This window comes from Rhodococcus sp. 66b, from assembly GCF_002076325.1.
In the GTDB taxonomy this organism is placed as follows: Bacteria; Actinomycetota; Actinomycetes; order Mycobacteriales; family Mycobacteriaceae; genus Rhodococcus_F; species Rhodococcus_F erythropolis.
The window spans coordinates 191,043-204,635 of the sequence record NZ_MUZB01000011.1 but is presented as its reverse complement, the minus strand read 5'-3'; the positions used below and the strand labels follow the sequence as shown (position 1 = coordinate 204,635).

General features: G+C 63.1%; 12 protein-coding genes. 2 read left to right on the top strand and 10 right to left on the bottom strand.

The window, feature by feature from the left end; genetic code table 11:
• Positions 1–49: 49 nt before the first annotated feature.
• Positions 50–2,824, top strand: coding sequence for a phosphoenolpyruvate carboxylase (ppc, locus tag B0E55_RS21275; protein WP_021344227.1), 2,775 nt, complete (start codon positions 50–52; stop codon positions 2,822–2,824).
• Positions 2,825–2,928: 104 nt separating this feature from the next.
• Complete coding sequence (locus tag B0E55_RS21270; protein WP_080910411.1) at positions 2,929–3,714, top strand: oxidoreductase; 786 nt, start codon at positions 2,929–2,931, stop codon at positions 3,712–3,714.
• On the opposite strand, the gene B0E55_RS21265 is transcribed toward B0E55_RS21270, so the two are convergent.
• From B0E55_RS21265 to tkt, 10 genes are all read right to left on the bottom strand, one after another.
• The gene (locus B0E55_RS21265) at positions 3,701–4,213 is read right to left on the bottom strand and encodes a hypothetical protein (protein WP_235867798.1); all 513 of its coding nucleotides are present in this window, start codon (positions 4,211–4,213) and stop codon (positions 3,701–3,703) included. The genes B0E55_RS21270 and B0E55_RS21265 overlap by 14 nt on opposite strands.
• 121 nt (positions 4,214–4,334) lie before the next feature.
• Entirely contained in the window at positions 4,335–4,655 is a 321-nt protein-coding gene (locus tag B0E55_RS21260; protein ID WP_019748395.1) for a TfoX/Sxy family protein, read from the bottom strand.
• Between the two features lie 27 nt (positions 4,656–4,682).
• Positions 4,683–5,405 carry an AAA family ATPase gene (locus tag B0E55_RS21255; RefSeq protein WP_080910410.1) on the bottom strand — a complete coding sequence of 241 codons (723 nt, stop codon included), beginning with the start codon at positions 5,403–5,405 and terminating at the stop codon, positions 4,683–4,685.
• Between the two features lie 32 nt (positions 5,406–5,437).
• Positions 5,438–5,782 carry an iron chaperone gene (locus B0E55_RS21250; RefSeq protein ID WP_080910409.1) on the bottom strand — a complete coding sequence of 115 codons (345 nt, stop codon included), beginning with the start codon at positions 5,780–5,782 and terminating at the stop codon, positions 5,438–5,440.
• 26 nt (positions 5,783–5,808) lie between these two features.
• Positions 5,809–6,729, bottom strand: coding sequence for an SDR family oxidoreductase (locus B0E55_RS21245; protein ID WP_019748398.1), 921 nt, complete (start codon positions 6,727–6,729; stop codon positions 5,809–5,811).
• A gap of 326 nt (positions 6,730–7,055) precedes the next feature.
• Positions 7,056–7,793, bottom strand: a complete 738-nt coding sequence (gene pgl / locus B0E55_RS21240) for a 6-phosphogluconolactonase (protein WP_080910408.1) — start codon at positions 7,791–7,793, stop codon at positions 7,056–7,058.
• Positions 7,786–8,694: a glucose-6-phosphate dehydrogenase assembly protein OpcA gene (gene opcA, locus B0E55_RS21235; protein ID WP_097388189.1), complete on the bottom strand. Its 909-nt coding sequence runs from the start codon at positions 8,692–8,694 to the stop codon at positions 7,786–7,788. Before opcA ends, pgl begins: the two co-directional genes overlap by 8 nt.
• Positions 8,694–10,238: a glucose-6-phosphate dehydrogenase gene (gene zwf / locus B0E55_RS21230; protein ID WP_020907722.1), complete on the bottom strand. Its 1,545-nt coding sequence runs from the start codon at positions 10,236–10,238 to the stop codon at positions 8,694–8,696. The genes opcA and zwf overlap by 1 nt, the downstream gene beginning before the upstream one ends.
• A gap of 4 nt (positions 10,239–10,242) precedes the next feature.
• The gene (tal, locus tag B0E55_RS21225; RefSeq protein WP_080910447.1) at positions 10,243–11,367 is read right to left on the bottom strand and encodes a transaldolase; all 1,125 of its coding nucleotides are present in this window, start codon (positions 11,365–11,367) and stop codon (positions 10,243–10,245) included.
• A 5-nt stretch (positions 11,368–11,372) separates the two neighbouring features.
• Entirely contained in the window at positions 11,373–13,475 is a 2,103-nt protein-coding gene (gene tkt / locus B0E55_RS21220; protein ID WP_080910407.1) for a transketolase, read from the bottom strand.
• Positions 13,476–13,593 lie beyond the last annotated feature (118 nt).

Below are 13,593 nucleotides of genomic sequence, written 5' to 3'. Positions count from 1 at the left end.
GAACCCCGCCTATCGAGCGGGGTCCTTTGTTTCGGTCGATAATTGAGTGATGACTGAAACCGCGTCGCATCGAGAAACACCGCGAGAGGCCACCGAGCCGCTGCGCGAAGACATCCGGCTTCTCGGTGGAATACTCGGACAAATAGTGCGAGAGCAAGCCGGCGACAATGTTTTCGATCTGGTCGAGCGAGCTCGTGTCGAGTCGTTCCGAGTCCGTCGGTCGGAGATCGACCGCGCCGAACTGGTGTCGCTGTTCGCCGAAATCAGTACGGACGACGCCATTCCCGTCATTCGTGCGTTCAGTCACTTCGCGCTGCTCGCCAACCTGGCCGAGGACATCCACCGCGAGCGTCGACGGGCCATCCACGTCAACGCGGGTGAACCGCCCCGCGACAGCACTCTCGCCGCCACGTACACCAAACTCGATGCAGCCGATATCGATTCGGCTACCGTCGAAGAAGCGCTGCGGGGCGCCCTGGTCTCACCCGTCATCACCGCTCACCCGACGGAGACTCGACGCCGCACGGTGTTCGAGACGCAGAGTCGGATCACCGAGTTGATGCGATACCGCGAGCGCACGGCGCTGAGCGTCGCAGAAACCGCTGATGTCGATCTGCAATTGCGCCGTCAGATTCTGACCCTGTGGCAGACGGCTCTGATCCGGCTCAGCCGCCTCCGTATCCAGGATGAAATCGAGGTAGGCCTGCGCTACTACGACGCGGCGTTGTTCGAGGTGATTCCGAAGATCAATGCCGAGGTCCGCAAAGCTCTGCGCACGCGTTGGCCGGACGCCGGGCTCCTGCCGGAACCGATCCTGAGGCCGGGTTCGTGGATTGGCGGTGACCGGGACGGCAATCCGTACGTGACCGGCGAAATCGTCCAGCGCGCCACGTCGCGCGCTGCGGCGACTGCTCTCGAGCATCATCTCGAGGAACTCGAACATCTAGAGCGTGAACTGTCGATGTCGGCGCGGCTGGTGTCCGTCACGCCCGAACTCGATCTGCTGGCGTCTACCTCTGGCGACGATTCTGCATTCCGGGCCGACGAGCCGTACCGTCGTGCGATTCGCGGTATCCGCGGGCGATTGAGCGCAACCGCACTGACGGTACTGGGGGAGTTGCCCGCCCACGGCTCCGACGACGGACTCGAGGCGTACACCGACCCGGCACAACTGCAGCGGGATCTCGGAATCATCGACACCTCGTTGCGTCGTTTCGGCGACGAGACCATCGCCGACGATCGACTCGATCGGCTCCGAGAAGCGGTGGAGGTGTTCGGCTTTCACCTGTCCGGTCTGGATATGCGGCAGAACTCCGAGGTACACGAAAGCGTCGTCGCAGAACTTCTGGCGTGGGCCGGAGTTCACTCGGACTACACGTCCTTGCCGGAAGCCGATCGAGTCGAATTGCTGTCGGCCGAGTTGACGACGCGGCGACCGCTGACTTCGCCGGACGCCGAGTTCAGCGAATTGACCACCAAGGAACTGGCCATCATGGCGGCCGGCGCCAAGGCGGTGCGGGTTCTCGGAGCGGGCGCGGTACCCAACTACATCATCAGCATGTGTACCTCGGTCAGCGACATGCTCGAAGCTGCGGTGCTGCTCAAAGAGGTCGGGGTGCTCGATCCGGGCGTCGGTAGCGAGCCCTCCTGCCCGATCGGAATCGTCCCGTTGTTCGAGACGATCGAGGATCTGCAGGGCGGCGCCGACACATTGCTGGCGACGCTCGACATCCCGATCTATCGTGCGATCGTCCGTTCTCGCGGTGACAGTCAGGAAGTGATGCTCGGGTACTCCGACTCGAACAAGGACGGCGGGTACCTGGCCGCCAACTGGGCGCTGTACCGTGCCGAACTCGACCTCGTCGATGCCGCGCGTAAGAGCGGAATCAGGTTGAGGCTCTTCCACGGCCGCGGCGGAACCGTCGGACGTGGCGGCGGACCGAGCTACGAAGCGATTCTCGCGCAGCCCCCCGGCGCAGTCGCTGGTTCTCTGCGAATCACCGAGCAGGGTGAGGTGATTGCGGCCAAGTACGCCGAACCGCGTCTGGCGCACCGCAACCTCGAAACACTCATCGCCGCGACTATCGAGTCGACGTTGCTCGACGTCGAAGGTCTTGGCAGCGACGCAGATGCGGCCTACGCGGTGTTGGACGAGTTGGCGGCACTCGCCCGTACCGCGTACAGCGAATTGGTGCACGACACACCAGGATTCGTGCAGTACTTCGAAGCGTCGACACCGGTCGCCGAGATCGGAGCACTCAATATCGGCTCTCGTCCGGCCTCTCGCAAGCAGACCAAGGCGATTTCCGATCTGCGTGCCATTCCTTGGGTGCTCTCGTGGAGTCAGTCTCGCGTGATGCTTCCGGGTTGGTACGGAACCGGCGCCGCGTTCGAAAGATGGATAGACGGAGACGACACTCGGCTTGCCACGTTGACGGCCCTGTACGAGAAGTGGCCGTTCTTCCGAACCGTGCTCTCGAACATGGCCATGGTGATGTCGAAGTCTGATCTCGGTTTGGCGGCCCGCTACGCGGACCTCGTGCCCGACGCCGAACTGCGCGATCGAGTCTTCGGAATGATCACCGACGAGCACGAACGCACAATTCGCATGTACAAGGCAATCACAGGCAACGAGAACCTCTTTGCCGACAACTCGGGCCTCGAGCGTTCGGTTCACAACCGGTTCCCGTACCTCGAACCACTCAACCATCTACAGGTCGAGCTGATCCGTCGGTACCGTTCCGGCGACGAGAGCGATCAGGTGCGTCGGGGTATCCAGCTGACGATGAACGGCCTGGCCACTGCGCTTCGTAACAGTGGCTAGGTAACAGCGGCTGGTTCTGCAGGTTTACCAGGGTGTGCGTGCGGCGACTCTAGAGCTGTCGCACGCACACCCAACGCTGCGCACCGGACCGAACGGGGACCGCAGTGGATCTGCAATTGGACGGACGAACTGCCGTGGTTACCGGCGCGGGAAAAGGTATCGGGTTGGCGATCACTCGGGCCTTGGCGGCCGAGGGAGTCCACGTCGTCGCGGGCCCGCGGACGCTCTCGCCGGAACTCGAATCGCTGCAGGCCGGCGGCGCCGTCAGCTTTGTCGGCGTCGACCTCGCGAGTGTCGAAGGATCTACCCGACTGCTCGAGGTTGCAGCAGCGAGGGGCGGCGTCGACATCTTGGTCAACAACGTCGGCGCCGTCACCCCGCGAACGAGCGGCTTCGCGGCTATCACGGACGAAGAGTGGGCGTCGTCGTTCAATCTGACGTTCTTGTCGGCTGTACGCACTGTTCGCGCTGCGCTGCCGGAGTTGATCCGCAGAGGTGGCGGAAGCATCGTGACGATCAGTTCGGTCAACGCATTCTTGCCTGACCCCACGGTGATCGACTACAGCGCCGCCAAAGCGGCGTTGACCAACTTCTCGAAGTCGTTGTCGAAAGAACTGGGAGGGAAGGGGATCCGCATCAATACCGTCAGCCCTGGTCCGGTGCAGACGGAGTTGTGGCTCGGCAAGCACGGAGTGGCCTCGACGCTGGCGAAGGCGAATGGTTCAGCCGCCGACGATATCGTCGAAAGTGCGGCCACCGGCGCCGAGACGGGCCGCTTCACCTTTCCCGAAGAGGTAGCGGACCTGGTGTTGTTCCTCGCCAGCGATCGCGCGGGGAACGTGACGGGCGCGGATTTCGTGATCGACGGCGGTCTGATCAAGACCTTGTGATCATTGCTGCCTGAAACCTGATCATGTGCGCGACGGTCGACGACGTGATGCACAGGATCACTGCGGACGCGATGACCACCCACAGTCCCCACCCGATGGACGGTCCGGCGGTGTGCCCTGCGACCTCGGTACTACGTCGCACAATGGACGCGGCGTTTCCGACGGCAACGATCAAGACGGCGATTCCCACCAGCGGTCCCGTGCAGTGATTCTTCATCTCGGGCGTGACGTCTCGAACCATGAGGGTGATAAGCGCGGTTACCGAGCCCAGAGCGAGGACGAGTGTGATCACTCCGCATTCGTCGATACCACTGTGGTCGAGGGCGGAGGACGACGTCCACGGGCCGAGGCTTCCGGCGACGATCCCGGCGCACGCCCACAGCGAGCCGATGAGGCTAGGTCCGAAACGGTCGGGCATGAGGGAGGGAATCGTGCGGGTCGACGGCGGCTGAAACCCGAAGGCGCGTTGGTGATCCGGCTGATTGGGTGTGAACGTCACGCGACGGACCACCTTTCCTCCGCGCCGTCGTGGCGCCCAATCCAATGCTTTTTCGGAGTCTAGGGCCGCCCACTTCACTTTTTGCCGAATCGAGCGAAATTGATCGAACCGGCAGTACCAGTCAGTGCACGAAGTCCAGAGCTTCCTTGATCCACGCATTGAACTCGACGTTCGAACTCGTCCCGGTTCGGTCGACGACGATCCATCCCTTGCTCATCGGCTTACCCCGCATCTCGGGCCAACTTGCACCCTTGTGCGTCAGGAGTTCGTCAACTCGATCGGGGTCACACCGAACCATGATGTTGCCGTGTGAGTTCGCACTGGCGGCCAGCTTCCCGTTCACCATGAAGCTCAGCCCACCGAACATCTTTACTTCTTCGACGTCGCTCTCGCCCGAGAGCGCATCGCGGATACGCTCAGCCAGCGCCTTGTCGTATGCCATGGAGGCCTCCTGGGGTGGAGTTCCAGGTTAGATCAGGTGGCGCAGGTACGTCTGCGGGTCGTGAAGGAACCGCTGCCAGTTCGAGACCAGATCGAGGTCCTCCCAGCTCGCGGCTCGGATTCCCCATTCGCCGATCTCGAGCAGATTGGCGTTCGGCAGTGCCGCGATGATCGGCGAGTGCGTCGCGATCACCGCCTGCGCGCCGGATTCCACCAGCTCACCGAGCAGCGCGACCAGCGTCAAGGTCCCTTGGAAGGAGAGTGCGGCATCGGGTTCGTCGATGAGATAGAAGCCGCCGTCGGAGGTCCTCGACGACAAGATCTCGAGCAGCGCCTCACCGTGGGAGAGGTGATGGTAAAGCGGTTCAGGTCGCGTGGGATTGGGGTTGTCCTCCAAATACGTGTACAACCCGTGCAAGGTTTCGTCTCGGAGGTAGTACGCCCACTTCGACGCGCCGGGGCTCCGCTCGACCACAAGGTCGAGGGCGCTCGGTTCACTCGATCTGGTCTGATGCCGCGTATTGGTCGACCCGCCTTCGGCATTGAGACCGAGAACGGCGGCAAGAATTTCGATGACGGTCGACTTCCCCGCTCCGTTTTCGCCGACCAGAATGGTGACACCCGGTGGAAGTTCGAGACCGTCCCGAACGATCTGCGCAACCGCGGGCACCGTCATCGGCCAGCTGCCTACGTCAGCGCCCGACGATGTCCCGGCCTTGATGCGTCGGATGGGTTGTCTCTGCACGGCCATACGCTCTCACAAGGCTCCGACGGGAACTGAGGTTAGTGGCGCTGCGCGAGCAATTCGACGATTCGAGCCACGAGATCGAGGGGGATCGGTTTGTTCAGCGGGAACTTCACGGTTGATTTCGCAGCCCGGTACGGGTCGACGGACTTCTCGAACTCTGCGTCACCTGCCGGGAGTGGGTACATCGAGATGTGGTGTTTCCAGCCTGCGAAGTGAACCAGGTTCTTCCCATTCGCCGTCATGGTCGGCATCTGATAGCTGATGGTTTCATCGAGGCCGGGCACAGTGCTGTGGATCGTCTCGCGGATGCTACCGAGGGATCGCTGCACGTCGGTGGGAAACGACGCGATGTATTCGTCGATCGTCGCGAATTCGGCCATGAAACGGATCTTAATCACTGTCGGATTCAGTTGGCTCGCCAAAAATCGGGGCGGCTGCCGTCGGTGTCGGTGAACCCGTATTCCGTTCCGAGTTCGCCTGAACTGACCGATCGCTGATTCCATCGCTTCCGATTCGAATCGGCGGCGAGGGCGGCGATCGCACGTCCTGTGAATCTTGGTGACTCGGAGCGGGCAAAATCCGGAGGTGCAGTCGGCCCATCCCGCTCCGGCGACAAAGCGTCACGCCAATTCGATTCGCCGACACCAAAATTGTCGAGCATCATCTCCGATCGCAGGAACCCCGGAGTGATGGCGACGGCAGTACAGCCGAACGGGGCAAGTTCGTGGCCTTGCGAAAATGCAAGCCTGTTCACGGACACCTTCGCCAGGTCGTAGAACACCGAGATGCGATAGTTCGATGCGTTGTATTCGGTAGTGCCGTCAGTTATTTCGGCGACCAGTCCGCCTGGCCGATCGATCATCAGCGGCAGGAGGTGGTGCGACGTGGTGATGTGGGTGTCGATCGCCAGGCGCAGAATGTGAAAGCCCTTGTCCAGATCGTGTTCCCATACCGGCGTGTTCCACTCCGCCGGCCCACCCTTGAGTAGTTCCGCGCCCCAGATGTCATTGACCAAGATGTCGACATGTTGATAGTCGGCGCGCAAGCGTTCGGCGAGATCAGCCACTTGTTTGCTCTTGAGATGATCGACGGCAATCGGCACGCCGACGCCCCCCAGTTCGGTGACAAGCTCTGCCGTCTCCTCGATGGTTTCGCCGCGCGGATAGTCCGACTGAAGTATTCCGGCAGATGTGCTCCGGCCAGTGCAGATGACGGTTGCACCGGCCTCACCCAGGGCTGCGGCGATTCCGCGTCCGGCGCCCCTCGTCGCCCCGGCAACAACAGCCACTCGCCCGCGAAGTGCATCCGGATTCGGTGTCCACGACATTGTTCGATTGTTCTCGCCTGGATTGATTCGTTCAAGAGTGAAAGCGATCTACGGAACCGAACCCTACTTCGCGGCGTCCAAGGTAGTAATCGCTCGAAAGAACGAGACAGGGGGAGAGATGAATCGTTGTGCAGGGCAGAGTGCCCGTTGGAGACAAGGGATCTCGGGATTGAGTTCCGTTCCGTCAAAAGGAAATTCGCATCGGATCCGGACTCGGCGGGTAGTCATGACTCGCCACTGTGAAAATGTCCTCGATGTACCACCGGGCCGGGAATCGCCTGAAGACGATTCCCGGCCCGGTGTGAAATCAGATCCGTGAAATCAGATCAGAGCTGCGAGGCAGCGTCGGTATCGAGGAACCAACGCGTCGCCACCAAACCGGTGGCGCCGGCGGACGGCCAGTCCTCGGACGAAGCACCTCCGACGGCTTCGGCAACGGCCTCGGCCTTTGCAGCACCCGAGACGAGCAGCCAGACCTCTTTGGCACGCCGAACAGCAGGCAGCGTCAGGGTGATCCGTACCGGTGGCGGCTTGGGGGAGTCCGTCACCGCGACAACGAAACGAGCTTCTTCGCGGACGGCGTCGGTATGCGGGAACAACGAGTTGACGTGTCCTTCTCCACCCATACCGAGCAGGTGCACGTCGAACGTCGGAACCTGATTGCCGTGTGCCTGAGCGCCCAGCAGTTGTTCGTACGCCGTCGCCGCCCCGTGCGGATCACCGTCGTAGATACCGTCGGAGGCGGCCATCGCATGCACCCTGTCGGGATCGACCGGCACGTGATCGAGAAGCGCCTCACGAGCCTGGACTTCATTCCGCTCGGGATCGCCGGACGGCAGGAACCGTTCGTCGCCCCAGTACAGATCGATCTGCGACCAGTCGATGTCGCCGGGAGCGTCACGCAACTTCTCGAGAAGTGCGATCCCGGTTCCGCCACCCGTCAGCACGATGGATGCGAACCCGCGAGCCTTCTGGGCATCAACGATCGTCGTGACCAGGCGTGCGGCAGCGGCATCGACCAGTTGGCCGGCGTCGGGAAACTTCTCTACGACAACATCACTCATAGGTCACCTTGTCCAACCCAGCCAGAGCTTCTTCGTAGATCTCGTCCGGATCGAGCCGACGCAATTCCTCGGCGAGGCAATCGCGCGTCTCTCGACGACCGAGCGAGACCAGCGAGTCGGGCTGACCGGTGCGGATCAGGGTTGCGGTCGTACCCTCCTGTGGGCGGCTGATGGAGATGCTGCGAGTCTCCAGCTTCAGCTCGACGGTGAGCTCACCCGTACGTCGGATGACCGGACCGTCGATCTTGGCAGCCAACCAACCGGCGAGAATATCCAGTGCCGGTTCGGTTTTGAGACCGGAGACCACCGCTGAGGTGATCTTCTCGTGCGGCGGCTGATCGAGAGCCGACGCGAGCAGTGCGCGCCAGTAGGTGACGCGACTCCAGGCGAGATCGGTGTCACCGGCGGTGTACGACGCGAGTCGTCCCTTGATGGTGGCAGTCGGATCCGGGGCACCGGTGGCGTCGGTGATACGACGGATCGCAAGCTTTCCGACGGGGTCCTTCGCCGGAATCTCGGGTGCCTCGAGGGGCCACCACGCGACTACCGGTGTGTCGGGGAGCAGGAACGGGATGACGACGCTGCTCTCGTGGTCCGCCAGGGGACCGTAGAGGCGCAGCACCACGACCTCAGAGGCGCCGGCATCCCCACCGACGCGGATCTGAGCATCGAGCCGAGGCTCGCTCTGCTCGTCGCCACGCAGAAGCACGATGACGCGGCAGGGGTGCTCGCGGCTTGCTTCGTTGGCGGCCTCGATTGCGGCCTCGGCGTTCCCGGTGTCCCTGGTGCAGACGACAAGCGTGAGCACACGTCCCAAGGTGACAGCGCCGCCGGTCTTACGTACCTCGACCAGTTTCTTGCTGACCTGGACCGTGGTGGTGGAGGGCAAATCGAGAATCACTAGGGTCGCCTCCATTCGCGTCCGGTGCGTTGCATCATTTCGTCCGCAGACGGTGGTCCCCACGTTCCAGCCTCGTAGGGTTCCGGCTTGCCGCCGGCTGCCCAGTGTTCGAGGACGGGATCGAGGATTTCCCAAGACAATTCGACTTCGGCATTGACGGGGAAGAGAGACGGCTCGCCGAGCAACACGTCGAGGATGAGTCGCTCGTACGCCTCCGGTGACGACTCGGTGAAAGCCTGACCGTACGAGAAGTCCATGTTGACGTCACGGACTTCCATGCTCGATCCGGGAACCTTCGAGCCGAACCGCATGGTGACGCCCTCGTCAGGCTGCACGCGGATCACGAGTGCGTTCTGGCCGAGATCTTCGGTCATGGTCTTGTCGAACGGCAGGTGTGGTGCGCGCTTGAAGACCACTGCGATCTCGGTGACGCGGCGGCCGAGACGCTTGCCCGTGCGCAGGTAGAACGGCACGCCCGCCCAGCGACGGGTGTCGACCTCGAGGGTGATGGCGGCAAAGGTCTCCGTTGTGGAGTCCGCTGCGAAGCCCTCTTCTTCGAGGAGCCCGACCACCGGCAACCCGCCCTGCCAACCACCTTCGTATTGTCCGCGGGCAGTGGTCTCGTCGAGTGGTTCGGCCAGACGCGTTGCCGAAAGAACCTTGATCTTCTCCGCCTGCAGATTGAGCGGTTCGAAGCTGATGGGTTCTTCCATCGCCGTGAACGCGAGCAATTGGAGCAGGTGGTTCTGGATCACGTCACGGGCCGCACCGATGCCGTCGTAGTACCCGGCACGCCCACCGAGGCCGATGTCCTCGGCCATCGTGATCTGGACGTGGTCGACGTAGTGCGCGTTCCAGATCGGATCGAACAACTGGTTCGCGAAGCGCAGAGCCAGGATGTTCTGGACCGTTTCCTTGCCGAGGTAGTGGTCGATACGGAAGACCGTGTCCTCGGGGAACACCTTGTTGACGACGGCGTTCAGTTCGCGAGCGCTCTCGAGGTCGTGACCGAACGGCTTCTCGATGACAACTCGTCGCCACTGACCGTCCTCGGCCTGCGCGAGGCCCGACGCCGACAGTTGCTCGAGCACCTGAGGAAACGCGTTGGGCGGAATCGCAAGGTAGAACCCGTGATTGCCGCCGATACCACGTTCGTTGTCGAGCGTGGCCAACGTCTCGGACAGGTTCTGGAAGGCCTCGGCCTCGTCGAAACTGCCCTCCACGAACCGGATACCTTCGGCGAGCCTCTCCCAGACGTCCTGACGGAACTTGGTGCGAGCACCGTCCTTGACTGCTTCGAGGACGACGTTCGCGAAGTCCTCGTCCGTCCATTCACGCCGGGCGAACCCGACCAGAGCGAATCCGGGCGGCAACAGTCCACGGTTGGCGAGGTCGTAGATGGCTGGCATGAGCTTGCGCCTGGCGAGGTCGCCGGTAACACCGAAGATCACCAGGGCGCAGGGCCCCGCAATGTGCGGAAGCCGTTTGTCGGTGCTGTCCCGAAGGGGATTCACCCAATCTGATGCCGCCGCGGAATCGCTCACAGGCTCAGCTCTTCTGGGTTGCTGCGCGAAGCTGCTCGGCAGTTGCGTCGAGCAACTCGTTCCAGGACACCTCGAACTTGTCGACGCCCTCGGTCTCGAGGACCTTGAACACGTCCGCAAGATCGATGCCGACAGCTGCGAGCTGATCGAAGACGACCTGCGAGTCCTGAGCGGTGCCCGAAATCGTGTCGCCCGTGATCTCACCATGGTCGGCGAGAGCGTCGAGCGTCTTCTCCGGCATGGTGTTGACCGTGTTGGGCGCAACCAGCTCGGTGACGTAGAGCGTGTCCGGGTAATCCGGGTTCTTCACGCCGGTCGACGCCCACAGCGGGCGCTGAGCCTTGGCGCCATCGGCCAGGAGAGCCTGGAAGCGCGGCTGCACCTCGAAGATCTGCTGGTACGCGTTGTACGCCAGACGAGCGTTTGCGAGTGCAGCCTTGCCGCGAAGCTGGAGAGCTTCCGGCGTGCCGATCGCCGTGAGGCGGTTGTCGATCTCGGAATCCACACGGGAGACGAAGAACGAGGCGACCGACTCGATGGACGAGATGTCGCGGCCGGCAGCCTTGGCGGTGTCCAGACCGTCGAGGTAGGCGCCCATGACAGCTTCGTAGCGCTCGACCGAGAAGATCAAAGTGACGTTGACGCTGATGCCTTCACCGATCACCTTGGCGATGGCGGGGATACCGGCCAGCGTTGCGGGGATTTTGATGAGGACATTCGGGCGGTCGACGATCTTGTGCAGCTCGATCGCCTGCGCGACAGTCGCGTCGGTGTCGTGCGCCAGACGAGGATCGACCTCGATGGACACGCGGCCGTCGACGCCGTTCGATGCCGCGAACTGCGGGGTTAGGATGTCGCACGCAGCGCGCACGTCGTCGGTGGTGACGGCCGTGATGGTGGCGTCGACATCGGCGCCGCGCTCGGCCAACTCGCGAACCTGAGCGTCGTAGTCGGAGCCCTTGGACAGTGCCGCCTGGAAGATCGACGGGTTGGTCGTGACACCCACGATCGACTTCGTGTCGATGAGGTTTTGCAGGTTGCCGGACTGGATGCGATCTCGCGAGAGGTCGTCGAGCCAGATGGAAACGCCTGCAGCGGAGAGCTTTTCGGTATTCACGTTCTGTGTCATCGAGATCATCCCTTCACAGCTGCGAGGGAGCGCTGCGCGGCTGCGACAGTCGCGTCGGCGGTGATGCCGAACTCCCGGTACAAGGTCTTGTAATCGGCAGAAGCGCCGTAATGCTCGAGCGAGACGGCCTGACCGGCGTCGCCGAGGATGCGCCACCACGGCATTGCGATACCGGCTTCGACGGACACGCGTGCGCGGACGGCGGGCGGAATGACCTCGTCGCGGTACGCCTGATCCTGCTCGAGGAACCAGTCGAGGCACGGCACGGAAACGACGCGGGTTGCGACGCCCTGAGCTTCGAGGGTCTCGCGAGCCTCGGTGGCCAGATGCAGTTCGGAACCGGTCGCAAGCAAGATGACCTCGGGCGAACCGTTGGCAGCGTCGACGAGGACGTAAGCGCCGCGCTTGACGCCTTCGGCAGCCTTCTCCTTGGTGCCTTCGAGAACCGGGATGTCCTGGCGGGTGAGCGCCAGAGCCGTCGGGCCCGTCTTGTTCTCGAGTGCTGCCTGCCATGCGAACGAGGTCTCGTTGGCGTCACCCGGGCGGACGACGGCGAGGTTCGGGATCGCACGAAGAGCAGCGAGGTGCTCGACCGGCTGGTGAGTCGGGCCGTCTTCGCCGAGACCGATCGAGTCGTGGGTCCAGACGTAGGTGACGGCAGTCTTCATCAGTGCAGCCAGGCGAACCGCCGGACGCATGTAGTCGGAGAAGACCATGAAGGTTCCGCCGTACGGGCGGGTCGGGCCGTGCAACGCGATGCCATTGAGGATCGAGCCCATCGCGTGCTCACGGATACCGAAGTGAAGCGTGCGGCCGTAAGGCTGCGCAGTCCAGTCGCTCGTGGAGATGGAGAAGGGGCCGAACGAATCTGCGCCCTTGATGGTGGTGTTGTTGCTGCCGGCGAGGTCGGCGGAACCGCCCCACAGCTCGGGCAGGATCGGTCCGAGCGCGTTGAGAGCCGAACCGGAGGCCTTGCGAGTCGCAACGCCCTTGGCGTCGGCCTCGTAGGTCGGGAGAGCGTCGGCCCAGCCGGCAGGGAACTCACCGGCGAACAGGCGGTCGAAGAGTTCCTTGCGCTCGGACTCACGTGCGGCCCACGCGTCGAACTCGACCTGCCATGCCTTGTGTGCGTCGGCTCCGCGCGAGACGACCTCACGGGCGTGAGCCAGAGCGTCGGCGTCGACGTCGAAGGACTTGCTCGGATCGAACCCGAGGGCTTCCTTGACCGCGGCGACCTCGTCGGCACCGAGTGCGGAGCCGTGAACGTCGCCGGTGTTCATCTTCTTCGGCGCCGGGAAACCGATGATGGTGCGGAGCAAGATGATGGACGGACGATCGACGACGGCCTTGGCAGCGGCAACCGCGTCGAGGATGCCGGAGACGTTCTCGCCACCCTCGACGTGCTGAACGTGCCAGCCGTATGCCTCGTAACGCTTTCCGACATCTTCGCCGAGAGCGATGGCGGTGTCGTGCTCGATGGAGATCTTGTTGTCGTCGTAGAAGACGATCAGGTTGCCCAGTTCCTGGACACCCGCGAGTGACGACGCCTCGGAGGTGACGCCTTCCTCGATGTCACCGTCGGACGCGATCACGTAGATGTGATGGTCGAAGGGGGAGGAGCCGACCGGGGTCTCCGGATCGAACAGCCCGCGCTCACGACGCGCAGCCATGGCCATGCCGACTGCGGACGCAAGGCCCTGGCCGAGCGGACCGGTGGTCATCTCGACACCGACGGTGTGGCCGACCTCGGGGTGACCGGGGGTCAGTGCGCCCCACGTGCGGAGAGCTTCGAGGTCAGCAAGCTCGAGACCGTAGCCCGACAGGTAGAGCTGGGTGTACAGCGTCAAGGACGAATGGCCACAGGAAAGAACGAAGCGGTCACGGCCGACCCATTCTGCATCCGAAGGATCGTGGCGCATGATGCGCTGAAAGAGGGTGTATGCCAACGGCGCCAAGCTCATTGCAGTTCCGGGATGGCCGTTGCCGACCTTCTGAACCGCGTCGGCGGCGAGCACGCGGGCGGTATCGACAGCCTTGGTGTCCAGGTCGGTCCAGTCCGAGGGGTGGACGGGTTGCGTGAGGACGTGGATCTCGTCTGTGATCGACACTGGCAGATGTCTCCTGACATGGTGTACGTGGATTGCGAGGGTGGGGTGTCCCTCCACTGCGTAACCCAGCCTAATGGTCCTGGCTGTCCGGGTCGATTCGGTTCCTCAATGGCTGCGG